This window comes from Acinetobacter sp. neg1 (assembly GCF_000788125.1).
In the GTDB taxonomy this organism is placed as follows: domain Bacteria; phylum Pseudomonadota; class Gammaproteobacteria; order Pseudomonadales; family Moraxellaceae; genus Acinetobacter; species Acinetobacter vivianii.
Genome location: NZ_JSZD01000006.1, coordinates 707805 through 732357, shown reverse-complemented (window position 1 = coordinate 732357; position 24553 = coordinate 707805). Strand labels below are relative to the sequence as shown.

Annotated in this window: 18 protein-coding genes; 17 read left to right on the top strand and 1 reads right to left on the bottom strand. The window is 44.0% G+C overall.

Annotation, left to right across the window (positions count from 1 at the left end):
* Window positions 1-17 precede the first annotated feature (17 nt).
* The 12 genes from PJ15_RS04410 (at window position 18) to PJ15_RS04355 (ending at window position 12858) form a co-directional block, all read left to right on the top strand.
* Window positions 18-1085 (top strand): aromatic ring-hydroxylating oxygenase subunit alpha, encoded by a 1068-nt coding sequence (locus PJ15_RS04410; RefSeq protein ID WP_004772872.1) that lies wholly within the window; start codon window positions 18-20, stop codon window positions 1083-1085.
* Window positions 1078-1842: an SDR family oxidoreductase gene (locus tag PJ15_RS04405; protein ID WP_047428362.1), complete on the top strand. Its 765-nt coding sequence runs from the start codon at window positions 1078-1080 to the stop codon at window positions 1840-1842. Before PJ15_RS04410 ends, PJ15_RS04405 begins: the two co-directional genes overlap by 8 nt.
* An 11-nt stretch (window positions 1843-1853) precedes the next feature.
* A complete protein-coding gene (locus PJ15_RS04400) occupies window positions 1854-2786 on the top strand; it encodes a VOC family protein (protein ID WP_047428359.1) in 933 nt (310 codons plus the stop codon).
* Between the two features lie 27 nt (window positions 2787-2813).
* Complete coding sequence (locus tag PJ15_RS04395; RefSeq protein WP_047428356.1) at window positions 2814-4025, top strand: NAD(P)/FAD-dependent oxidoreductase; 1212 nt, start codon at window positions 2814-2816, stop codon at window positions 4023-4025.
* Between the two features lie 86 nt (window positions 4026-4111).
* Window positions 4112-5335: an MFS transporter gene (locus PJ15_RS04390; RefSeq protein ID WP_004772867.1), complete on the top strand. Its 1224-nt coding sequence runs from the start codon at window positions 4112-4114 to the stop codon at window positions 5333-5335.
* Between the two features lie 33 nt (window positions 5336-5368).
* The gene (locus tag PJ15_RS04385; protein WP_004652930.1) at window positions 5369-5890 is read left to right on the top strand and encodes a cupin domain-containing protein; all 522 of its coding nucleotides are present in this window, start codon (window positions 5369-5371) and stop codon (window positions 5888-5890) included.
* Window positions 5891-5923: 33 nt separating this feature from the next.
* Window positions 5924-6739, top strand: a complete 816-nt coding sequence (locus PJ15_RS04380; RefSeq protein ID WP_047428347.1) for an alpha/beta fold hydrolase — start codon at window positions 5924-5926, stop codon at window positions 6737-6739.
* Between the two features lie 22 nt (window positions 6740-6761).
* Window positions 6762-7556 carry an SDR family oxidoreductase gene (locus PJ15_RS04375; RefSeq protein ID WP_047428344.1) on the top strand — a complete coding sequence of 265 codons (795 nt, stop codon included), beginning with the start codon at window positions 6762-6764 and terminating at the stop codon, window positions 7554-7556.
* 9 nt (window positions 7557-7565) lie between these two features.
* Window positions 7566-8357: an aspartate dehydrogenase gene (locus tag PJ15_RS04370; RefSeq protein ID WP_047428341.1), complete on the top strand. Its 792-nt coding sequence runs from the start codon at window positions 7566-7568 to the stop codon at window positions 8355-8357.
* 12 nt (window positions 8358-8369) lie between these two features.
* Entirely contained in the window at window positions 8370-9836 is a 1467-nt protein-coding gene (locus PJ15_RS04365) for an aldehyde dehydrogenase (protein WP_047428337.1), read from the top strand.
* 38 nt (window positions 9837-9874) lie between these two features.
* Window positions 9875-11515, top strand: coding sequence for a thiamine pyrophosphate-binding protein (locus PJ15_RS04360; RefSeq protein ID WP_047428335.1), 1641 nt, complete (start codon window positions 9875-9877; stop codon window positions 11513-11515).
* 149 nt (window positions 11516-11664) lie between these two features.
* Entirely contained in the window at window positions 11665-12858 is a 1194-nt protein-coding gene (locus PJ15_RS04355; protein ID WP_047428332.1) for a hypothetical protein, read from the top strand.
* Window positions 12859-12948: 90 nt separating this feature from the next.
* Here PJ15_RS04355 and PJ15_RS04350 read toward each other — a convergent pair whose 3' ends face one another.
* Window positions 12949-13809, bottom strand: a complete 861-nt coding sequence (locus tag PJ15_RS04350; RefSeq protein WP_047428329.1) for a LysR family transcriptional regulator — start codon at window positions 13807-13809, stop codon at window positions 12949-12951.
* 247 nt (window positions 13810-14056) lie between these two features.
* On the opposite strand from PJ15_RS04350, the gene PJ15_RS04345 reads away from it, so the two are divergent.
* From PJ15_RS04345 to PJ15_RS04325, 5 genes are all read left to right on the top strand, one after another.
* A complete protein-coding gene (locus tag PJ15_RS04345) occupies window positions 14057-14692 on the top strand; it encodes an ankyrin repeat domain-containing protein (RefSeq protein WP_406935473.1) in 636 nt (211 codons plus the stop codon).
* A gap of 16 nt (window positions 14693-14708) precedes the next feature.
* Window positions 14709-15170, top strand: coding sequence for a nucleoside deaminase (locus PJ15_RS04340; protein WP_047429161.1), 462 nt, complete (start codon window positions 14709-14711; stop codon window positions 15168-15170).
* A 3-nt stretch (window positions 15171-15173) separates the two neighbouring features.
* On the top strand, window positions 15174-16358 hold the full coding sequence (locus tag PJ15_RS04335; protein WP_081402744.1) for a cyanate transporter: 1185 nt from the start codon (window positions 15174-15176) through the stop codon (window positions 16356-16358).
* 200 nt (window positions 16359-16558) lie between these two features.
* Window positions 16559-19756, top strand: a complete 3198-nt coding sequence (locus tag PJ15_RS04330) for a type VI secretion system Vgr family protein (protein WP_047428324.1) — start codon at window positions 16559-16561, stop codon at window positions 19754-19756.
* Between the two features lie 69 nt (window positions 19757-19825).
* The gene (locus PJ15_RS04325) at window positions 19826-24538 is read left to right on the top strand and encodes an RHS repeat-associated core domain-containing protein (RefSeq protein WP_047428321.1); all 4713 of its coding nucleotides are present in this window, start codon (window positions 19826-19828) and stop codon (window positions 24536-24538) included.
* The last annotated feature ends 15 nt before the right edge of the window (window positions 24539-24553 follow it).

The following is a 24553-nucleotide window of genomic DNA, read 5'->3' as shown; positions in this document are numbered from 1 at the left end:
TTCAAGGAAGAATAGTGATGAACGCAGCAGTATCAGTTACTCCAAGTGTAGAAGAGTATTTAGATTTAGGTTTACGTGATCAGTGGCATCCTGTGTTAGCAAGCTGGGAAGTGGCTGCAAATCCAGTCGGTATTACCCGTTTAGGTGAAAATATCGTGGTTTGGCGTGACGCAGAAGGTCAGGTTCATGCTTTGGAAGATCGCTGTCCGCATCGTGGCGCACGTCTTTCTTTAGGCTGGAATCTGGGCAATCGTGTAGCTTGCTGGTATCACGGTGTTGAAGTTCGCCATGATGGCGTTGTGGAAGATGTGCCTGCGGTACATGATTGTCCAATGAAAGGTACTTCATGTGTCAAAAGCTATCCTGTGATTGAGCAGCATGGTGCAATTTTCATGTGGTTTGGTATCGATGCCAATGAAGCGCCTAAGCCGCTAGATTTTCCTGAACAACTGGCAAGTGAGGAATGGAGTTCATTCTTGTGTCAGGCGGACTGGAAAGTAAATCATCAGTATGCGATTGATAATGTGATGGACCCGATGCATGGTAGTTATTTACATTGCACGTCACACTCAATGGCAGAGGGCGACCGTACTGCGGAAATGAAACACCGTTCAACCCCCAATGGTTTTGTTTTTGAGAAAGAAGGCCAAATTGGCGTAAATTTTGACTGGGTTGAATATGCCAATACGGGTGCAAGCTGGTTACGCCTCTCAATTCCGTATCGTAAAGACTTTGGCCCAGGCGGCGAGTTCTGGATCGTGGGTTATGCAACGCCAATTGATGCCAACAATACCCGTGTATTTTTCTGGCGCTGCCGTAAAGTCAGTGGCTGGCAACGTAATGTCTGGCGCTTCCTTTACCGCAACCATTTAGAAAAATTGCATTGGGATGTATTGGAACAGGATCGCATTATTTTAGAAAATCTTGCGCCGAATGCCCGTCAACACGAATTCCTTTATCAGCATGATGTTGGTCTCTCTCGTTTACGCCGTTTAATGAAAAAAGAAGCGGAAAAACAGTTAAAGAAAATTGCAGCATTGAATACCTCAAACCGTATTGAAATGCAGGAAGAAGTTCATGGTTAATGTCGCATTGTTACAGGACAAAAAAGTCCTTGTCACAGGTGCGGCAAGAGGCTTGGGTCGAGACTTTGCACAAGCGATTGCGGAAGCAGGCGCTCAAGTGGTCATGGCTGATATCTTGACTGATCTGGTACAAGAAGAAGCTGCTGCTTTGCAAGCACAAGGCTTAAAGGTCAATGCTGTAAGTATTGATCTGGCAAATGCAGACTCGATCCAGCAAGCAGTTCAGCAAGCAGCTGAGCGCATGGGCGGAATGGATGGTTTAGTGAATTGTGCCGCACTTGCAACCAATGTTGGCGGTAAAAGCATGATGGATTATGACGCAGATCTTTGGGATCGTGTTATGAACATTAATGTGAAAGGGACTTGGCTAGTGACCAAGGCCGCGGTGCCTTATCTCAAACAGTCCAGTGCAGGCAAGATCATTAATGTGGCTTCGGATACAGCGTTGTGGGGTGCTCCCAACCTCATGGCCTATGTTGCGAGCAAAGGTGCATTAACCGCAATGACACGTTCCATGGCGAGAGAACTTGGGCCATTCAATATCTGTATTAATACGCTTTCACCGGGATTGACTCTGGTTGAAGCAACAGCTTATGTGCCACAAGAACGCCATGATTTATATGTGAATGGTCGTGCGATTCAACGTCAGCAATTACCACAGGATTTGAACGGAACAGCCCTTTATTTACTATCAGATTTGTCCTCGTTTGTGACAGGACAGAATATTCCAGTAAATGGCGGTTTTGTCTTTAATTAAGGAGTAATCTCATGATTACAGGGATTGAGATTTTAAAGTTTGGCGTTGAAGACAGAGCTGCTTCGAATAAATTTTTGGCAGATTTCGGTCTCAAGCAAAGTCAGTCAGATATTGAAGGGACGGATCTTTACCAGACACAAAACGGTAGCAAGATTTACTTATTTGATTGTGATGATCATCGTTTACCAAAAGCCATTGAGTCAGGTTCAACTTTACGTGAAGTGACTTGGGGGCTAGATGATGTTGCACTGGATTTGGCAAATTTAGCACTTCGTCTAAATGATGTAGAGGGTTATCAGGCGACTGCGGATATGGTGCAGTGTCTAGATCCGAATGGTATGACGATTCGCTTTCAGAAAAGCTTTACCCAAGATCTACCTGCATTAAAAACAGAAGGCATTAACCAGTACGGCAATGTACAACGTGTCAATGCAGCAAGTCCTGTATATGACAAAGGACAACCTGTTGCGATTGGTCATGTGGTGTTTTTCACACCTGATTTAGCAAAGACGGAACAGTTCTATATTGAAAAGCTTGGTTTCTTCTTGTCGGATGCTTATCGCAATCGTGGTGCATTCTTACGCTGTCGTGGTAAAGGTTTCCACCATGACCTGTTCTTGCTTTCAGTACCAAATAAACCTGCTGGACTCAATCACGTTGCATTCGTGGTGCGTGATATCCATGAGGTGATTGGTGGTGGATTGCACATGAACCGTTCTGACTGGTCGACTTTCATTGGTCCAGGACGTCATCCGATTTCTTCAGCTTACTTCTGGTATGTCAATTCACCGCTTGGTGGTGCGTTTGAGTATTACACCAACGATGACTATCTGACCGAAGAATGGCAACCACGCATTGAAGAACATCGTCTGGAACTCTTTACAGAATGGGCGATTGAAGGCGGTCTGGATGATCATACCCGTCGTCAGGTTAAACCTGCATAAGTACAGATCAGGCAGGGAGAACAAGCTATGGAAAGAATCGTAATTGTGGGTGCAGGACAAGCCGCGGGTTGGGCAGTCAGTACTTTGCGCCAGAATGGATATTCAGGTGAAATTCATGTGGTCTCAAATGAAGACCGTGTGTTTTACGAACGCCCACCATTGTCAAAACAGGTACTTTCAAAAGAAGCTACTTATGAAAGCTTGCATCTGTTTTCTCCAGAGCAGGTGCAGGATTTTAATATCCAATGGCACAAGCCAGCAGTTGCTACTCTGGTAGATCGCCAGCAGAAGCAGGTGGTTCTGGAAAGCGGTCAGGTTTTACCGTATGACAAATTGTTGATTGCCACAGGTAGCCGTGCGCGTGTTCCTGTGAATACGTGGCAGTTTATTCCCAATGTGGTGACTTTACGTAATGTTCAGGATTGTGAGCGTTTAGCCGAAATCTTGCAGCATTCGCAAAAGTTAGCCGTGATTGGTGGTGGCTGGATTGGTCTGGAAATTGCAGCGACGGCACGTAAACAAGGCAAAGAGGTTCATATTTTTGAATATGGCGGTCGTTTGTGCGCGCGTAACGTCAGTCCCGATGTCTCTGAGTTCTTGAAAAACATGCATGAGCAGCAGGGTACCCAGATTCATTTAGACAGTAAAAATCTGCATTTGATTGAAGCGGGTCAGCAAAAAGTTGAAGTGGTCAATCATCCTAATGCAAGTGAGCTGTTTGATTGTGTGGTTGTAGGTGCAGGTGCTGATATTGCCAAAGAGCTTGGTGTCAATGCGGGCTTGGACGTGAAAGATGGCATTGTGGTGAATTGTTTTGGGCAGACTTCTGACCAAGATATTTATGCCGCAGGTGATGTTGCGATTCATCCGGGGCTTGGGTATTGCATCCAGTCATGGGCCAATGCACAGAATCAGGCCATTGCCGCTGCAAAATCAATGCTGGGTATTGAAACCGAATATAGCGATATTCCGTGGTTATGGTCAGATCAGTATCATTTTAATATTCAGATTTTAGGCACTTATCAACCTGAAAAAACAGGGCAGATTGTGGTTCGAAAAAGCGCAGATGATCAATGTAGTTATTTGTACTTAGATGATCAAAATCGTTTACTCAACATGATCGCAATCAATGATTCAAAACTGGTCAAACTGGCAAAGCGCTGGATGCAGTCGAATACCGAGTTAGACCCAAAATTATTAGCAGACCCTGAATTTAATGTAATGAAATTAAAACCATAAAGCTTAGGGTCTTTTGACGTTTAAACCAACTGTGAAATGTCAACAGATCCTAGATCAGGTTCATGACTCAATCGAAGGGATGAAGTATGAGTAATGAAGAAAAAAGTGGATTAAAGCATTGGGTTCCTGCTTTCGTCCTGATGGTATGTGTCGTTCTGGCATTTTTCGACAAAATCAGTATCGCGGTCTTGTTTGCTGACCCACACTTCCAAGGTGCCATGGGGATTGCACAAGATAAGGCAAAACTCGGATGGCTCATGACCAGCTTCTTGTTGGCTTATGGTTTTTCCTCGGTCTTTTTGAGTTTCCTCGGCGATATCTTTAATCCGAAGAAAATGCTGTTCTGGAGCGTCGCATCGTGGGGCATTTTAATGTTCTGTATGGGATTTACCACCAACTATACCGGTATGTTGATCCTACGCGTTTTGCTCGGTTTGGCTGAGGGACCCTTATTTGCATTGGCGTATGCCATCGTGAAGCAAACCTATACCGATCGCCAGCAAGCGCGCGCTTCGACCATGTTCCTGCTAGGTACGCCGATCGGTGCATTTCTGGGTTTTCCAATTACCGCCGCAGTGCTTGCGAAGCACGACTGGCACACCACTTTTTTTGTGATGTCAGGTTTAACAGTAGTTGCACTTCTGGCGATTGCATTTGGTCTACGTAATTTACAACTCAAGAAAACCATTGAACTTGAATCAACCAGCAAACGCCTGAATTTCAAAGGTCATATTCACAACACCAAAGTGCTATTACAGAACCGTGCGTTTTGGCTGGTGTGCATTTTCAATATTGCATTGATGACTTATCTCTGGGGCTTAAATAGCTGGGTGCCTTCTTATCTGATTCAGGACAAGGGCTTTAACCTCAAAGAGTTTGGTGTTTATTCAAGCCTTCCATTTATTGCCATGCTGATTGGTGAAGTGATCGGTGCTTTCCTTTCAGACAAGTTAGGCCGCCGTGCTGTTCAGGTTTTCAGTGGCCTATTGGTGGCAGGCATCTTTATGTATGTCATGGTCATTATGACTGATCCGATTCTCGTGATCGCAGCAATGTCTTTAAGCGCAATGGCTTGGGGCTTTGGTGTCGCAGCAGTATTCGCTTTACTTGCCCGTGTAACAACTGCCGATGTTGGTGCAACTGCGGGTGGAATTTTCAACGGAATGGGTAATTTTGCCAGCGCAATTGCACCTGTTCTGATCGGTTACATCGTGATGCAAACACATAGTTTTAATTTAGGAATTACCTTCTTGGCAGCCGTCGCTGTGATTGGGTCGTTCTTCTTAGTTCCTTTATTGAAACGTTATTAATCAAAATATTGAACAAAACCTAGGAGTTAAAACATGACTACTCAACAATTCGAATCATGGACACAACCTGAAGGTACAAATTTACAAGACTGGTTGAATACACGTATCGCACGCTTTGAAACACGTAAATATGATTTTGATGCCTTGAAGTTCCAAGCGGACTATGACCCGAAATATCGTCGTGCACAAATGCGTTATATGGGTACTGGTGCAACAGGTGTGGTTAATGATGGCAATACGGTTCCAGCTGAAAACTTTACCTTTTCAACCATGGTTTTACCTGCGCAATGTGAAGGGCCTTTGCATATTCATCACGATGTTGAAGAAGTGTTTTTCATGTTGCGTGGCGAAATTGACCTGTTCATTGAACATAACGGGGAAAAATTTGAGACCAGATTGAAAGAGCGTGACCTGATTTCAATTCCACCGGGTATTTATCGTGGTCTGTTCAATCCGGGTCAGGAAGATGCCTTGATGTGTGTGATGTTGGGTGCTGGTAAACCAACCATTCCGAACTATCCACCTGAGCATCCATTGTCTCAAATCAAACGTTAATCCGATTGATCTTATAAATGTTGAAGGAATGACATGATGACACTGATTGAGCGTTTAACTCATTATCCAGTCAAAACCGTTGCCGTAAATGGCGCTGTGCAAGCTTATCGTGAAGCAGGTCAAGGCCAGCCGCTGATTTTGCTGCATGGAATTAGCTCAGGTTCAGCATCCTGGGTCAATCAGCTGGAGACACTCAGTCAGCATTTTCATGTCATTGCCTGGGATGCACCAGGTTATGGCTTATCCGATGGTTTAAACACAGATCAACCCAATGCAGCCGATTATGCGGAGCGAGTATTGGGCTTGATGGATGCATTGAACATTCCCAAAGCCATTGTAGTTGGACATTCATTGGGTGCCTTACAAGCCAGTGCTTTTGCCCATCTTTATCCTGAACGGATACAGACCTTAATCATTGCCAATGCAGCACAAGGTTATCAACGTTCCGATGAAGATACCAAAGCACAGGTTTATCAAAAACGCCCGAATATGTTGAAAAGCTTGGGCAATGCAGGCATGGCTGCCAGCCGTGGACCGCATTTGATTTATAAACAGGAACCTCAGGCACTGGCTTTGGTCAGTGAAGTGATGGGGCAACTGACATTAGATGGTTTTACCCGAGCATCTTATTTGCTGGCGTATGACGAAATTCGAAATTATTTAATAGCACTTACTGTTCCTTGTGTGGTGATTGCGGGTGACAAGGATGGAATTACGCCTGCGCAAGCGATCAAGGAACTTGCAGTAGAAATGCAATTGAGCCGATGTCATCTCATTACAGATGCAGGTCATCTGAGTTATGTCGATCAACCTGAACAGTTTAACGACATTGTTTTATCGGCACATTAAGACTTAAACGAGAGATATGGATATGAGCTTCCAAGTTGAAGGAAAAGTAGCAGTTGTAACAGGTGGCTCGTCAGGCATTGGTTTGGCTGCAGTCGAAATTTTAGTTGCAGAAGGTGCCAAGGTGGCGTGGTGTGGTCGAGATGAGCAGCGTTTGGCGGCATCAAAACTGTATATTTTAGAAAAATATCCGCATGCCAATATCTTCACCAGTATTTGCAATGTTTTAGATAAAGAAGATGTAAAACGCTTTGCACAAGAGGTCAACCAGAATCTGGGCAATGTCGACATGCTGATCAATAACGCAGGTCAGGGGCGTGTGTCTAATTTTGAAAATACCCAAGACGAAGACTGGATGAAAGAAATTGAACTGAAGTATTTCAGTGTATTACATCCAGTACGTGCTTTCTTAAACGATTTAAAACATTCGGCATATGGGTCGATTACCAATGTGAACTCTTTGTTGGCACTGCAACCTGAACCGCACATGATTGCAACGTCATCTGCACGTGCAGCATTGCTGAATCTAACCCATTCACTTGCGCATGAATTTACCCAGTACGGTGTTCGTGTCAATTCAATTCTTTTGGGCATGGTGGAATCAGCACAGTGGAAACGCCGTTTTGAAACCCGTTCTGATCCAAATGCAACATGGGAACAGTGGACAGGCAACATTGCCAAAAACCGTGGCATTCCAATGCAACGTTTAGGCAAGCCAGAAGAGCCGGCACGTGCCTTGGTGTTCTTGGCATCGCCTTTGGCATCCTATACCACAGGTTCGACACTCGATGTCTCTGGTGGATTTAACAAACATTTATAAGGTGTTCACATGAAACAGTTGATGATGATTGGTTTTGGAGCGATGGCGGCAGAAGTGTATGCCCACATGCCACAAGACCTGCAACTTAAATGGATTGTGGTCCCTGCACGCAGTGTAGAAAAAGTACAGGCGCAGGTTGCGGCTGATGTGCAAGTGATTAGTTCAATCGAACAATGTCAGGGGACACCTGATTATGTGATTGAAGTGGCAGGACAGGCTGCGGTGAAAGAACACGCGCAAAAAGTCTTGGAAAAAGGCTGGACCATTGGCCTGATTTCAGTGGGGACTTTGGCGGATAACGAATTTTTAATTCAGCTGAAAAAAACCGCAGAACAAAACGATGCGCATCTGCATTTATTGGCAGGTGCCATTGCCGGGATCGATGGGATCTCTGCGGCCAAAGAAGGTGGTTTGGAAAAGGTCACCTATAAGGGCTGTAAAAGTCCAAAAAGTTGGCGTGGCAGTTATGCAGAGCAATTGGTTGACCTCGATCAGGTCAGTGAAGCAACAGTTTTTTTCCGTGGTACAGCCAGAGAAGCAGCCTTGAGGTTTCCAGCCAATGCCAATGTGGCAGCCACGATTGCACTGGCAGGACTTGGCATGGATAACACTATGGTTGAGCTGACGGTTGATCCGAGCATCAACAAAAACAAGCACACCATTGTGGCAGAAGGTGTATTCGGTGAAATGACCATTGAACTGGTCGGTGTGCCATTGGCGAGTAATCCAAAAACCTCAACCTTGGCTGCATTAAGTGTGATTCGCGCTTGCCGCAATAGTGTTGAAGCAATTCAGATTTAAAAGGATTTGATCATGGTAAAGGAAATTTATATCGCAGGTGAATGGCGATTAGGTAAAGGCGCTACGATTCAAAGTTTATTTCCAGCAGATCAATCGGTGAATGCTGAAATTTCAACGGCGAGTCTGGAAGATGTCAATGAAGCTATTGAAAAGGCAGATGCGGCTTGGCGTAAAGCTGAGTGGCGCAACAGCATGCCGCATGAACGTGCCCGTATTTTATATAAAGTAGCAGACATTATTGAAGCGCGTGTCGATGAGCTTTCAAAGTTGCAAACCCGTGATAATGGCAAGCCCTTGGCTGAAACCCGTGCCTTGACCATGAGTGCGGCAGCAACTGCGCGTTATGTAGCAGCAGCCTGCGAAACCTTGAACGATGAGTTGACCACGCAACGTGCCGCAGATTTTATGACCATGAGTGTGCATGAACCAGTGGGCGTAGTCGCTGCAATTACCCCGTGGAACTCGCCGATTGCCAGTGAGGTACAGAAATTGGCACCAGCGCTTGCTGGCGGTAATGCAGTGATTCTAAAACCAGCAGAAGTCACTTCTTTGATTGCGTTGGAACTCGCCAAAATCTTTGAAGAAGCGGGTTTACCGAAAGGTTTACTCAGTGTATTGGTCGGACGCGGTTCGGTGATTGGTGATGCAATCGTAAAGCATCCTTTGGTACGTAAGATTTCATTTACGGGTGGGACGACCACTGGCCGTCATTTGGCACATTTAGCAGCCGATAAATTGATCACGACCTCTTTGGAGCTTGGTGGAAAATCACCAACGATTGTATTGCCAGATGCAGATATTGAATTGGCTGCCAAAGGTGTGGCTTACGGTATTTTCAGTTCGGCTGGACAAGCCTGTATTGCGGGTTCGCGCCTGTTTGTACACAGCAGTATCTATGATCAATTTCTCAGTCGTCTGGTTGAAATCACCAAAGGCTTGCGTGTTGGACATCCTGAAACCGCAGGCGTACATCTCGGCTCTTTGATTAACCCGAAGCATTTGGCTTCTGTCGATGACTATGTAAAGCTCGCGAAACAAGAAGGTGGACAAGTCCTTGTGGGTGGTCATGCCTTAACCGAAGGTGAATTTGCCAAAGGTAGCTATTACTTACCAACCATTATTACGGGTTTAAGCAATTCAGCACAAACCTGTCAGGAAGAGATTTTTGGTCCTGTGCTGGTGGTAATGAAATATGACGATGAACAAGATTTGCTTGCACAAGCCAATGACAGTTGTTTTGGTCTTGCCGCAGGCATCTGGACTGAAAACTATCGTAAGGCATGGCAAATTGCCCGTGCTTTAGAAGTCGGTACGGTTTGGATCAATACCTATAAGAAATTCTCGATTTCTGCACCATTTGGTGGCTTTAAAGAAAGTGGTATCGGGCGTGAAAAAGGTCGTTTAGGCATTTTGTCTTACATGCAACAAAAAAGCATCTATATGGGATTAAGCGAGCAGCCAAATCCTTGGGCGAATTAATACATTCATGGAATGAACAGTTTTTGAGGAATATACAAATGACAGAACGTGTAAATGTCGGCGAAGCCATCGCCCGTGTTTTAGAAGCACACCAAGTAGACAGTATTTATGGCGTGATCTCGATCCATAACTTACCGATTGCTGATGCAGTTGGTCGCCGTGAAAAAATCCGTTTTGTGGCGGCACGCGGTGAAGCAGGCGCGGTCACGATGGCAGATGGTCACTCTCGTTTTAAAGGACTCGGTGTGGCGCTCACCAGTACGGGCGCGGGTGCAGGTAATGCAGTCGGTTCACTGATTGAAGCAATGAATGCTGGTAGTCCAGTATTGCATTTAACAGGGCAAGTTGAGCGTGAATATTTGGATCGTGATGCCAGTTTTATTCATGAAACCAAAGATCAGCTGACCTTCTTACGTGCATCAAGCAAAGCTGCTTTCCGTATCACCAGTCCTGACAATGCGGTGGGTGTAATTCGTGAAGCAATTCGTGTAGCAACTACGGTACCAATGGGGCCCGTGAGTGTTGAGTTACCGATTGATGTACAAGCAGCAGAAATCGATTTGCCACTGAACTTAGGGCCAGTAAAAGCCCTTGAATTGCCACAAGCTGAACAGGTCGAAGTCGACTTAATCGTTGAAGAACTGAAAAAAGCCAAACGCCCAGTGTTCTGGATCGGTGGTGGTACGTTGAATAGTGTCGCAGAAGTCAAAGCCATCGCTGATCTCGGCATTCCTGTGGTGTCATCAACACATGCCCGTGGCGTATTGGCCGATGATCATCCACGTAGTTTAGGCGCATTCCATAACTCGGCTGGCGTAGAGCAGTTACTTAAAGATGCTGATCTATTAGTAGTGGTGGGTTCACGTTTACGTAGTAATGAAACCAAGACCTATTCAGTGCAATTCCCTGACAATATTATCCAGATTGATGCCAATCCAGTCGCACAACAGCGTAATTACAAAGTTCGTAATTTTATCTGTGGTGACGCCAAAGATGTGTTGCAACGCGTATTGACGGGCTTGCAAGGTATCTCCAAAGTCGACGCAGATTATGATGTAGCAGTGGCTCAGGCAAAACAGGCTGCGATTGATGCTTTACGCAAGCAGCTTGATCAATATGCCTTGATCTGTGATCACTTACGTGCCGCATTACCGCAAGACGGTATTTTTGTGCGTGACATTACCATGTCAGGAAGTACTTGGGGCAGTCGCTTATTCCCAGTACAGGCGCCAAACCAGAATATTCATTCTCTAGCAGGTGCCATTGGTCTAGGTCTGGCAACTGCGATTGGTGCCTCGATTGCCAATCCTGACAAGAAAGTGATTGGCTTGGTGGGTGATGGCGGTTTGATGTTAGGCATCGGCGAAATCGCAACCATGGCGCAAGAAAATACCAATATGGTGCTGATGATCATGAATGATGGTGGTTATGGCGTGATGCGCGGTATTCAAAATAACTACTTCGGTGGTCGCCAGTATTTCAATGAATTGCATACCCCAGACTATAAAGTCTTAGGCGAAGCAATGGGGGTGAAGAGCTGGAAAGTGGGTAGTGCGGATGAATTCAAGACCGTGATTCAGGAAGCGGTTGATTTCAAAGGTCCAAGCGTAATTGAACTGGACATGAATTCAATTGGGCCATTGAACTTTGCAGGGCCACCACAGAAAAAATTGTACTAATCCCGCTGAGCATTGGCAGTCAGTGCTGATGTGAAGACCGCTTTATGGGCAAATTTTTTTGCCCATAAAGCGATAAAAACTATGTTTTATAGGTAAAACAAAAAAGCTAGCCAACAGGATCGTTGGAACAAAAACCAAGGAATCAAGAGATGAAAAAGACCTCTATAGCCATGCTATTTGCTGCATTTTATTTGGGTAGCAGTTCAAATGTATTTGCACAAAGCTCAGCCCTGGAATGGAAAAGTGCAGATGGTACGGATTCAGTACAAGTCGGCGGTGTGGTACGACTCAATCAGCGTTATGAAAATTGGGAAGGACCGAATGGTGGATTTGGTAAGCTGTATTTCGATATTTTTCGAGTGGACTTAAAAGGTAAATTTGATGATGCCTATTTTAATGCCAGTTACCTGTTTCAAGATCAGGAAAAGCGTTCGGTCGAGAAAGCCTATGTTGGCTATAACCTAGATGAAAATAACAGTATAGAAGCAGGTTTTGTCTATAAACCTTTTGCGATCTATCCCTATCCGCAGAATGGTTGGACTTACCATATTCCATTCTTCCTCGGTTACGGCAATAACGTTGCGCCAGGTTTGAACTGGAATTTTCATAACAAGGACTGGGATGTAAAACTCGGCTATTATCCGCAAATGCTGGAGACCAGTCTGCGTTACTCGCCTGAAAGTGCAACCTATGACGATCTTTCAGAAAATGCTTTCCCGAATCAGAAAGCCTATCAAAACGAAAAGCGTCATCAATTTAATACGCGTATTGTACGCAAGCTGGAAACCGAATTCGGTAAGCAAGAGTTTGGCGTTTCAGGTGCGATTGCGCAATTGCATAATAAAACGACTGATAAAAATGGTCAGTATTATGCGGTCGGCCTACATACCGATAATAATTACAAATGCTTTAATTTACAAAGTTCTGTGATTCATTATCAATATGATGCCAAAAACCCAGATGGGGTTAGTAATGATGTGACCTTGATGGGCAACAATGGATTTACGCCTGCATATTTTATTGCTTCGGAAGCCACTGTTGCCAGTTTAAATCTTGCTTATACCTTGCCTGTGCAGGATATGGGTAAACTCAAAGCCATCCGTTTCTATAATGACTATAGCTATATGAACAAGAAGCGTGATGATTGGTCAGCTTCACAAATGAATACCACAGGGATGATGTTTATTGCTTCGCCGTTTATGGTGTGGGCCGATTATACCTGGGGTAAAAACTCCAATATTATTGGTGGTGCTTCCAATGCAACGGGCTATACCTCAACTGTTTCACCGTATAGTGACCAATGGCTTTACCGCATCAATTTAAATATTGGATTTAGTTTTTAAAGCATTTCCGATCTTATCTAAAAGGGCAAATCGAAAGGTTTGCTCTTTATATTTTAAGGATCATTTGAGTTTTTGATTCACGCTAACGATTTAATTTTCTGTTTTGGACATTTCAAAACGTCTTTGCAGTACAGCGGTCATTTGCTCCACTAGCTTTGCCACCAATCCGTCCTTATCCCAAGCATAGATCGAAACTGTCATGGGATTGGCCTTACCTAATGGAAGATATTCACGTACCCGATAGCCTTTGGTGGTTGCAACAGGTAGCAACGAGAGGCCGAGTCCAGTTTCGACGCCGACCAGTACGCTGGCTAAACTATTGCTGGTAAAGGCAATATACCAATGTCGCCGATCACGTTCGATTCGTTCAAACATGTCTTCCCGATATAGCCCACCTTGTGGAAAGGTCACCAGTGGAATCGGATCTGACCAGTTTCCGCCATGATCAATACTTTCAAACCAAGCCATTTCTTCAGGGAAAGTCGCATGATGATCCGCGCTGGCAAGCGTTTCCTTGACAATGACCAGATCAAATTGTCCATTTCGATAGCCTTCCATCAGATCACGGCTCAGTCCTGCGGTCACATCAAGGCGAATACTCCGATGCTGTTTGCTAAATGCACTTAATGCCAGCGCCATATCGGTATTCATAATATCTTCGGGTAAGCCGATATGAATCGGGATGGTGCCCGTCGGATCACCGAGAACATTTTGTGCCTCTTGCTGAAGTGCCAGAATACGTCGAGCATAGCTAATCAGATATTCGCCTGCGCTGGTGAGTTGCAGGGGGCGGGCATTCCGATCAATCAATTGTTTGCCCACAGCTTGTTCCAGTCTTGCCAATTGCTGACTGACGGTCGATTGGGTCATGTGTAAGCGTTCTGCCGCTAAAGTAAAACTGCCCGCTTCAATAATCGTGACAAAGGCGCGTAACAAGCGTGGATCAAACATCGCAATAACTCATTGTTTGGAATTATTTTTCCATTTAAGACTTAAATGACTATTCATTATCTTAATACATTTGATTCAATAATTTAATTTTTAAATAGTTGTGAATCTCGTTATGCTCAAGTCACAAGTTGATTGATTGCAAGGATGATATTGCTACAACTCAAAGCGTTGTCTGCATCTTGCTGTCTTTTCGGTATTTGTATGGAGGAAGTCGATGAACAAGTCCCTAATCGCTGCTGCTTTAGTGATGACATTATCCGCATGCGGTTATGCAAGCTCAGGAGATCCAATGCACAATGATGCGTTACGTCAGGCTGCTGCGCAAAATGATGTGGCCCGAATCGAGCAACTATTACCTAAAACTGCTCAAATAGATGCGCGTGACCAAACAGGTTCAACCGCATTGATGATTGCGACACGTGCCAACAGTGTTCAGGCTGCGCAAGCTTTGATTCAGGCTGGAGCAGATGTCAATGCCAAAGATAATATTCAGGACAGTCCTTATCTCTATGCGGGTGCAAGAGGGCATTTAGAGATTTTGAAAATGACGTTGCAACATGGTGCAGACCTGAAAAGTACTAATCGTTATGGCGGTACAGCATTGATTCCTGCGGCTGAGCGCGGTCATGTCGAAACGGTCAAAACACTGATTGCAGCAGGCGTAAAGATTGATCATGTCAACAATCTGGGCTGGACTGCATTGTTGGAGGCCATCATGTTGGGCAATGGTGATAAGCAATACCAGCAAATCGTCGACCTTCTAATTCAGGCAGGTGCCAATGTCAATCTCGCTGATCGTGAAGGAGTAACGCCATTGGCTCATGCTCAGGCACGCGGTTACAAGACAATTGAAAATGCATTATTGGCGGCTGGTGCAAAATAAGGCTGAGAGTATGAACATGAATAACGATACAGATTTTCTTCGGCAGGCCATTGAACTGGCTTATCAAAATAGTGAGGCAGGTGGACGTCCATTCGGGGCTGTGATTGTCAAGGATGGGCAAGTGATTGCTTCTGGCGTCAACCAGATTCTCAGCACCAATGATCCCACCGCCCATGCAGAATTACAGGCCATTCGTGCTGCCAGTAAACAGCTCAAATCAGCCAATTTAGAAGGATGCACTGTATTTGCCAGTGGCCATCCCTGTCCGATGTGTATGGCTGCGATGCGTATGGCGGGTATACAGGCTGTGACTTACGCCTATTCAAATGAAGCAGGTGAACCCTTTGGCCTATCAACCGCCGAAATTTATGCAGACCTCGCCAAGCCTTTTGCAGAGCAAGCGATGCAGATTCGCTATGTTCCGGTACGGCTGGAGCACAAACCAGATTTATATGCGTACTGGAAATCACTGGCTTAAATCATGATGACCTCTTTTAATCATCGTCCGATGCTGATCGCAACTGTGGCATTGGTCGGACTCAATTTACGGCCTTTTATGACCAGCATTGGGCCAGTTGCGAATCCGATACGAACAGGGACTGGCCTGAGTTTGCAAGGGATTGCTTTACTCACTTTAGTGCCTATGCTGCTGATGGGAATCATTGCCTTTGTTGGGCCTTCGATACAAAGTGCGTTGGGTGAGCGTAAGGCCATTCTGACGGCTTTAGCGATTATCTGTCTGGGATGTGCATTACGTTTTATTGTGCCGAATGGTGGATTCCTGATTTTGACTGCTGCCATCATTGGCTTAGGTGTGGCGATTGTACAGGCCTGCTTTCCAAGTGTGATCAAAAGAGAATTTGCGGATCATCTAGGGCCGATGATGGGGCTGTATTCAGCCATGTTGATGGGCGGCGGGGCTTTGGGTGCTTTAATTGCGCCGATGGTCACTAGCATGAGCGGGGACTGGAAAATTGGTCTATCGATTTTCACTTTACCCGCAATTGCCGCATTGCTGTTTGCCAGTTGTTTTTTGGCTCGACCTGCAAAATCTCAATACAAACTTCCATCGGTTGGCGTGTTTATGAAACAGCCACGGACATGGTTGTTGATTTTTTGCTTTGGGCTGATCAATGGTGGTTACAGCTCAATCGTGGCATGGCTGGCACCGTCCTATCAGGAGCGGGGCTGGAGTGCAACAGCGAGCGGTAATTTAATGGCGCTACTGACACTCAGTCAAGCTGCGGCAGCACTGCTATTGCCTTATTTATCCCGCACTAATAAAGACCGCCGGATCTGGATTGGTTTAACTTTGCTCATGCAACTGCTTGGATTTGCGGGCTTGGCTTTTATCCCTGAATATCTGCCTTATCTATGGGTCGTGGTTTTAGGGGCAGGCTTGGGTGGCAGTTTTGCTTTACTGATGATTGTGGTGCTCGATCATCTGGCTGATCCCGCACATGCAGGTCAGCTTTCTGCCTTAATGCAAGGTGGTGGTTTCTTACTTGCAGCCATTGCACCTTGGCTACTTGCTGTATTTCACGGTCTTACAGGTGGTTATACCCTTGGCTGGATTTGGCATTTGGCAATGGTAGTGGTGGTGAGCATATTGGTGATCAGGCTCAACCCAACACATTATGCAAAAGCCATCCGCTTGGTAAAATAAATCATCTGAAGCTAAGTTAAAGAAAAACAAGGTGTTTATTTTTTAACTTTTTTAATAAGGACGTATCGCGTAGTTAACAAGGAAGTTTAAAAAAATAAATAGAATGTGACATTTATTGTCATCTATAGACAGAACTGTATAGACATTAAATCGTTTTTTTGAGTAAAATATGGCAAATTTAATGAAATGTTCTATAAAAAATGTTGAACAATATTTTTAAGGCTCTGGAAAGTTTAGGCCTCACAGCACAGAAACGTGCGATCCATATTCAGTTTTCAAATCAAAATTTAAATTCTCAAGTCTTCCTGCAACGTATTGATGGCCAGCATGAATTAAACGCTGGCTTTAAGGCAGAGCTGATCTGTTTATCGACCAATGCCACCATTCCACTTAAACAATTTATTGGTAGCCAAGCCGCAATTGATACGGTCACGGATCAGGGCCAACTGAGCCGTGTCACGGGGATTATTACTCAAGCCTTACAAGGCCAGTCTGACGGTAGTTTAACTCTCTATAAACTGACACTCGAAGACCCAACTGCACTGTGGAAACAACGCCGTAACAGCCGTGTGTTTATGAATAAAAGCGTGAGTGATGTTGTTGAAATCATATTCAAAGAATGGCAACAAAAAAGCCCCTTATTTGCATCGAGCTTAACGCTTGATTTAAGCGGACTTAGTCAAGACTATGACGTCCGTCCCTTTATCATGCAATCCAATGAAAGTGACTATGACTTTCTGACCCGTCTGATGCGCAGTGAAGGGATTAACTGGCTGGTTGATGAATCAAAGCTAAAAGTCGCCAGTGCCAGCGAACAGATTCAGGCCCAGAAACTTCGTTTAATTGATGACAATAGCCAGTACCAAGCCTTAGACCGTCGCCATATTCGCTACCACCGCAGTAGTGCCACCGAACAATACGACAGCATGACCAGTCTGGTCGGACAGCGTAGCCTGCAACCCAGTGCGGTGTATGTACAACGCTGGCAAGCCGATGCACTGGAACAGGAAGAAGGTGCAGGTAGTGTACAGAGCACACACAAACATAGTGAACAACACGATAATGCCAGCCTTGGTTTAGAACAGGCATGGCACTTCTCACCAGCATGGATGCAAGACCTCAATGGTGAAGATGGCGCAACCCAATCTGGCAATGCACAAATTGAAAAGCTCAATCAAAATTTGGGTCAATACTACGACCAACAATCAAAACAGTTCGTGGCGAAGAGCACCGTCCGAGATACCCATGTCGGTTACTGGTTTGAACTGGCAGAACACCCTGAAATCGACCAGCACAGTGGCGCAGACAAAGAATTTCTGATTACAGGTAAACAGTTTTATAACCAGAACAACTTACCCAAAGATCTGCAGCAGCAGATTAATCAACTCTTAGCACAAAGTCATTGGCAGCTCACCCAACAAAGCAACACAGAAGAACGCCAAGCCAATCAACTCACACTACAACGTCGCAACATCAAAACGGTTCCTGAATACAACCCATTACAACACCGACCAGCGGCATCTCCACAACGTGCCAAAGTGGTTGGCCCAAGTGGCGAAGAAATCCATGTCGATGAATGGGGACGAATTAAAGTCCGCTTCCTGTTTACCCGCAATGAAGACCACAGCCATGATGGTGGTGCAGGTGCCAATGACAACGACACCGATTCAGCTTGGGTTGATGTGCTGACGCCTTGGGCAGGCGAAGGCTATGGTGCACGCTTCCTGCCGCGTATTAATGAAATCGTGGTGATCGACTTCTTTGATGGCAATATTGACCGTCCGTTTGTGGTGGGTCGTATTCACGAAGCACAACGCAGCCCAACCAAGTTCGACAATGCAGGCAAGCTGCCAGACACCAAGAAACTGGCAGGGATCAAGTCCAAAGAATACCAAGGCGAAGGCTTTAACCAACTGCGTTTTGATGACACCACAGGACAAATCAGTGCCCAACTACAAAGCAGCCATGCTGCCAGTCAACTGAATCTAGGTAAACTGAGCCATCCTAAAGACAAGGCAGAAAGCGAAGACCGAGGTGAAGGTTTTGAACTACGCACCGACCAATGGGGTGCAGTCCGAGCTGGAGAAGGTCTACTTGTTTCCACGCATAAGCAGGATCAGGCACAAGGCGAACACCTTGATGCCCAACCAGCCAAGCAACAGCTGGAAGGCAACCAGAGCAATGCCAAAGCTTTAAGTGAAGTGGCTAAGAACCAGCAGACAGATGAGATTGAATCGCTTGATCAGCTCAAAGAGTTTGCAGAGCAGATTCAAGAAAAAATTGCCCAATTTAAAAAATCACTGTTATTACTTAATTCACCTGCTGGAATTGGTCTGAGCACCAATGAAGATATTCATTTATCCGCAGATGGGCAGATCAATCAGTTTGCAGGCGATAGTATCAATTTGAGTACGCAGAAGAATCTGATTACGCATGCGCAAAACCGAATTAGCCTGTTTGCCGCACAAAATGGGATTAAACAGGTGGCTGCCAAAGGTAAGTTTGAAGTTCAGGCTCAGTCAGATGGAATAGATTTGCTTGCCAAGCAAGGGATTCAAATTATTTCAACCGAAGATCGTATTGAAATCAGTAGTCCGAAAGAGATTGTGATTACCGCGGGTGGTTCTCAGATCAAGCTGAATGGCTCAGGTATTTTCCCTGTGACCAGTGGGAAATTTGAAGCGAAGGCTGGGCAGCATTTGTTTATGGGTGGCGCAAGTGCAAGCAGCAATGCACCACAGTTACCTCAAGCTAAATCATTGAAAGGCGCATTACAGCTATTAAGAAGCTATGGCGGTAATAATTTCTTTAAACAAAACAGCTATAAAGTCATTGATTCATTAGGTAAGCAAATTACTGGCAAGCTCGATGGAAATGGCTTTGCTCAAGTCACAGGTATCGCGCCTGGTGCTGCTAAAGTTATTTTTGAGAAAGATGAAACCAGTGCATGGGCACAAAGTAGTGAATTTAAACGTGATTATAAGTGGGCTGAACCTGTGGAGAAAGTTGCAGCTTCATTAAGCAGTGCCTTGGGACAGAATTTGAAGCAACAGTTGACCAGTGGTTTACTTTCAATGGATAAAAATAGTCTTAAAAATATTGGAAAAAATACTTTGAACGGCTTGGTTGATCAGACAGTTGGGCAAATTAAGGACCAAGTCAGCAATACTGCTTTAAGTGCTGTTTCAAAACAGTTAAATCTCAATATTTCGCCAGATCAAATGAAAAGTCTTGCGCAAATTGCCAAAAATCCGAGTCAGTCTGTTGATATGCTCAAGGCACAGGGCATGGATTTTGTAAAAGATCAGGCTTCTAGCAAATTAATGCAAGCAACCAAAGTGGACGCCATACTTCAGCAAGGCATCGTTGACCGTTTTCATGGCAAGAACAATGGTTAGGATCAAATTTAATTAACGCGTAACGATTTAAAAAATAGACGTATTGAAATGAATTAAGGTTTAAGTTTAATGGCTACAGAAAATACACAACAGACAACAGATAAAAAAGCGTCGAAGGTTGAACTTGCTGTTTTTAATTTGGACAGCGTAAACACTGTGACTGACTTGCAGATGATTGCCCATCAGATCCAGCTTTATTTACAGGTATGTGGTAATACCAGTTTAGAGCAGCTACAGGGTAATGCCAATGTTCCGACGGTAGCCAATATTTTTGCCTTAACAGGTAGTGTACTCGATCTAGTTCTTTACGCTACAGAGAGTAAAACCGAGGATGCGGGTGTACAACAGGGTGCTTTGCTAGCTGCAAATTTAATTGGATTATTTGCAGAGCCAAGTAGTGAAGCACATGCACGAATGGCTTTACGTCCGATGTTCGGTTTAATGTCTCAATGCTTATATCCTGAAAATGGAAAGATCCAAGAAGCCGATATTAAGCGCTTGGGCTTACATCTGAATGCAATGGTGGCAGGCGATTTAGAAAAATTCTTACAAGAAACACAAGCCAAATTAACGACTTTACTCTCACAGGCGACAACTTTAGGAAGCAGCATTTTAAAGAGCCTGTCCGTGCCTGCTACAGCGGTAAGCACGAGTATGACTGCCACATTGGTAGGTGCAACAGCAGAGAAGAGAGATCCAAAACTTAAATTCAGCAATTGGGCTGTGCCACTCATTGATTTAATGGGTAAACCAAGTCAGGCCGATTTAACGCCGAAGATTCAACCAACGATTAAAACGCGCTTACAACAAGAAGCAGCGCAAGCCATGACGGCCTTAAGTCAGACTTTACAACAACAGGCAAATGCAGGACAAAAATATAGTCTGGCTTGGTTATTACAAGAGACGTTGAAGGCAATTAAAGCGCTACAAAATAAAGGTAATGCCAGTGTGCCGATTAACCAGACGGGAGAATATGAGCGTCATACCAAGGGGGATACCTTAGAGTTTGTGAGCTTACAGGCCAATGCATTAAATGCACCCCCTTGTGAAGGTAAAGGCACAGAAACGGGCCAAAGTATCAGTTATTCGATTGGTGCAGAGCGGGTTCAGCACGCCGATTTCTATTTACCGAAAGTTGGTTTTGTATTTAGTCGCCAATATAACTCACAAATGGATGAGTTTAATCAGGGGATGATGGGCGCTCGTTGGATGATGCCTTTTTCCAATGTGATCCTGCCAAAAGAACAAGGCTATATCTTTATTGATGCCAAAGGTCGTAAACATGCATTACCATCTACGATTTTGCAGCAAGCTTATACTGTGCCTTATGAAGGAATGACAGTTTACCCAATTGAAAATGGTGATTTGCTATTAAATTTTGGTGGTGATTGGAACTTTCATTTCCACCAATTTAATCTTGATCAGCCCTATCATTTAGTTCAACAATTTAATGAAGATACCAATGAAAAAATTAGCCTAAGCTATCTTTTGTCTGATGGTATTGCATATTTACAAGCAATTGATTTTCAGTTTGAACAGGCACAGCATCAACTAAAATTTGCTTTTAATGAGCAAGTTAAGATTATAGCCGTATTTGTGGATGAGCAGATTGAGCCGTGGGCACGCTATGATTATGATGCTCAAGGTAATTTGATTACAGCTTTTGATCAAAATGGGCATGCACGTCAATACGAATATAATCAGGCGCACCAATTAACACGTTATACCGATCGTACAGGTCGTGGACAAAATATTCGTTATGAATCGACGTTGCCAAATGCAAAAGCCATTGAAGAATGGGCAGATGATGGCAGCTTTCATACCAAACTCAAATGGCATCCGCGTTTACGCCAAGTTGCAGTTTACGATGCTTATGATGTGCCAACCTACTATTATTTCGATCTGGATGGCTTTACTTATCGTACCCGTTTAGCCGATGGTCGAGAGTCTTGGTATTCTCGTGACGGTGAAAAACGCATCACCCGACAAATTGATTTTGAAGGTCGAGAAACTCAACAAGAATATAATGATCAGGGTCAACTGGCGAAAATTGTACAGCCTAATGGCGGTGTGATTCGCTTTGCTTATGATGAACAAGGAAATTTAACCGAAACCAAAGATCCAGAAGGCAATATCTGGAGACGTGAATATGATGCACAGGGCAACGTCAGCAAAGAGATTAATCCTTTAGGTCATGTTACCCAATATAAATACAACAGCAGTAATCAAGTTGTAGAAGTGATTGATGCTAAAGGTGGTATCAAAAAAATCCAGTACAATGATCAAGGACAAATGCTGTCTTATACTGATTGTTCAGGCAAAAGTAGTACATGGGAATATGATGAAGAAGGTGACCTAAGTGCCCAGCAAGCAGCGAATGAGCAGAAAGTTCAATATCTGTATAGCATGCAAGGCAAAGATAAGGGCCAGCTTCAAGCAATTGTTTACCCAGATGGATTAAAAGAGCTGTTTGAGCATGATGAAGAAGGTCGCTTGCTTAAACATACGGATACCAATGGCCTAATTACTCAATATCAATACAATAATGTCGGTTTGCTCGAGCGTCGGATTGATGCCAATCAGCACCGTGTTAGTTATGTATGGGATAAACAAGGGCGTATTCAAAAGCTCATTAACCAGAATCAGGCTGAATACCAGTTTGGCTATAACAAGTTTGGTCAGTTGGTTCGCGAACAAGCATTTGATGGAGAAGAAAAACACTATAGCTACAGTGAAAATGGTTTGTTATTCCAGATTCGCCAACCTAATATCTTGACTGAATTTAGCTATCATGATGATGGACAGATTGCTTCAAAAACTTATACCAACCTGCATACCCACCAAAGCCAGACAGAGCATTTTGAATATAACTTAAATCAACAATTAAGCTCAGCCAGTAATGCTGAGAGCCAAGTTCAAATGTATCGTAACCAGCTTGGGCAATTGGTGCGTGAACACCAGCATTATAAAATGTTAAATCTAACCGCTGTATTACGTTATGAATATGATGAATTAGGTAATCTGGTTAAAACCATTCGTCCGGATGGACAGGAACAGACTAATCTAAGCTATGGTTCAGGGCACATCTACGGAATTGCGTTTAACCAACAGGATATTGTTTCTTTTCAGCGAGATGATTTACATCGTGAAACGGTACGTTTTCTGGCAAATGGTTTGATGCAAACCAAGCATTATAATGATGTCGGATTATTGATTTCTCAACAGATTGAGCCTGAGCAAGAAACCTCAGATCGACTCCGTTATCAAGCGCATAGACATTATCAATATGATAAAAACTATTTGCTCACCCAAGTCGAAGATAGCCGTTTAGGACAGCTGAATTATCAATATGATCCGATTGGACGTTTGATTTCAACCAAGAGTCAGCATAAAAATGAAAGTTTCAAGTTTGATCCAGCGGGGAATCTGGTTGATCCAATCAACCAGACAACACATGCCAAAAACAATTTAATCAAACAGTATCAAGGCAAGCATTATCAATATGATGTGCAAGGCAATGTGATTGAAACCACGCAAAATGGTAAAACTTTAAAGCTGACGTGGGACAATCATAACCGTTTGATCCAAAGTAACTTGAATGGGCAAGTGACTCAGTATGGTTATGATGTCTTTGGACGTCGTTTATATAAGAAATCATCAAACCAAGATCTCACCTTATTTGGCTGGGATGGTGATTTGATGATTTGGGAATCAAGCCAAAATTCGAGCCATTCTGAAAAAATTTATACCAAACATTATGTTTATGAGCCTGACAGCTTTGTACCGTTAATGCAGGCAGGGTATCAGGGTTTTATTCAACTAATTGAAACACCTGATTATAGTGAATACCTCAACAAGCCTTATTCTATTTATAAAGATCCGATCTGGAGTACAGATACACGTAAAAATCGTGTGGCTTTAGAGCAGACCGCTTTTTATCATTGTGATCAGGTCGGAACACCGCAAACACTCAGTAATGCCGTAGGTGAATGTGTCTGGGATATTACTCAGGATACATGGGGGACTGCACTCGAGATTCAAATGCTCAATAAGGACAATCCATTTGAGCAGAGCAATCTTAGATTCCAAGGTCAGTATTACGATAATGAAACAGGACTGCATTATAACCGTTATCGTTATTATGAGCCGTATAGTGCAAGGTATATGAGTAAAGATCCGATAGGGCTTGAGGGAGGTATAAATACTTCTGCATATGTAAGTGATCCAACTCAATGGGTCGATCCGATGGGGTTGCAGCAAAGAAATGGCTCATTCTTAAATTTAGGTTCTTATGATAATGTTAAACAAGCCCGGGAGGTTTTTGAAAAATATAAAGATAGTAAAAATGTCAAAGAGGTTGTGGAAAAGTATGCGACAGGTAAATCTACAGGTGGTTCTTTAACTGTTGGTGTAGGTATCGGTGGCGCAGCACATTATCATGGAGATGGACAGCGTTCTTTAACATTAGAACAGAAAATTGGTGTGGGATATGACTATGGAGTTTTTGAGCGAGAAGAAATATATGGGAAAAGAGAATTAAATAAACAATATGTTGAGGGGTGTGCGGCTAAGGGGGAGACAAAGTATTGTGTTGGTTCACATACCAATAAACTTTCACCATATGTTTATCAAGATAATTATGAACTAGGTGGTAAGGCTAGAGGAATAACAATTAGTAGAGGAAATCAAATGGCAGGCAACCCTAATGGTCCTTCAATTATTCACAAGCCTGTGGGACATACGTGGGATCTAGGAGCACATGGTTTTCCATCAAGTTATTAATTGAATAGAATGAAA

Coding starts and splice junctions, on each gene's coding strand:
- PJ15_RS04410 (WP_004772872.1), top strand. CDS start 18: ATGAACGCAGCAGTATCAGTTACTCCAAGTGTAGAAGAGTATTTAGAT.
- PJ15_RS04405 (WP_047428362.1), top strand. CDS start 1,078: ATGGTTAATGTCGCATTGTTACAGGACAAAAAAGTCCTTGTCACAGGT.
- PJ15_RS04400 (WP_047428359.1), top strand. CDS start 1,854: ATGATTACAGGGATTGAGATTTTAAAGTTTGGCGTTGAAGACAGAGCT.
- PJ15_RS04395 (WP_047428356.1), top strand. CDS start 2,814: ATGGAAAGAATCGTAATTGTGGGTGCAGGACAAGCCGCGGGTTGGGCA.
- PJ15_RS04390 (WP_004772867.1), top strand. CDS start 4,112: ATGAGTAATGAAGAAAAAAGTGGATTAAAGCATTGGGTTCCTGCTTTC.
- PJ15_RS04385 (WP_004652930.1), top strand. CDS start 5,369: ATGACTACTCAACAATTCGAATCATGGACACAACCTGAAGGTACAAAT.
- PJ15_RS04380 (WP_047428347.1), top strand. CDS start 5,924: ATGATGACACTGATTGAGCGTTTAACTCATTATCCAGTCAAAACCGTT.
- PJ15_RS04375 (WP_047428344.1), top strand. CDS start 6,762: ATGAGCTTCCAAGTTGAAGGAAAAGTAGCAGTTGTAACAGGTGGCTCG.
- PJ15_RS04370 (WP_047428341.1), top strand. CDS start 7,566: ATGAAACAGTTGATGATGATTGGTTTTGGAGCGATGGCGGCAGAAGTG.
- PJ15_RS04365 (WP_047428337.1), top strand. CDS start 8,370: ATGGTAAAGGAAATTTATATCGCAGGTGAATGGCGATTAGGTAAAGGC.
- PJ15_RS04360 (WP_047428335.1), top strand. CDS start 9,875: ATGACAGAACGTGTAAATGTCGGCGAAGCCATCGCCCGTGTTTTAGAA.
- PJ15_RS04355 (WP_047428332.1), top strand. CDS start 11,665: ATGAAAAAGACCTCTATAGCCATGCTATTTGCTGCATTTTATTTGGGT.
- PJ15_RS04350 (WP_047428329.1), bottom strand. CDS start 13,809: ATGTTTGATCCACGCTTGTTACGCGCCTTTGTCACGATTATTGAAGCG.
- PJ15_RS04345 (WP_406935473.1), top strand. CDS start 14,057: ATGACATTATCCGCATGCGGTTATGCAAGCTCAGGAGATCCAATGCAC.
- PJ15_RS04340 (WP_047429161.1), top strand. CDS start 14,709: ATGAATAACGATACAGATTTTCTTCGGCAGGCCATTGAACTGGCTTAT.
- PJ15_RS04335 (WP_081402744.1), top strand. CDS start 15,174: ATGATGACCTCTTTTAATCATCGTCCGATGCTGATCGCAACTGTGGCA.
- PJ15_RS04330 (WP_047428324.1), top strand. CDS start 16,559: ATGTTGAACAATATTTTTAAGGCTCTGGAAAGTTTAGGCCTCACAGCA.
- PJ15_RS04325 (WP_047428321.1), top strand. CDS start 19,826: ATGGCTACAGAAAATACACAACAGACAACAGATAAAAAAGCGTCGAAG.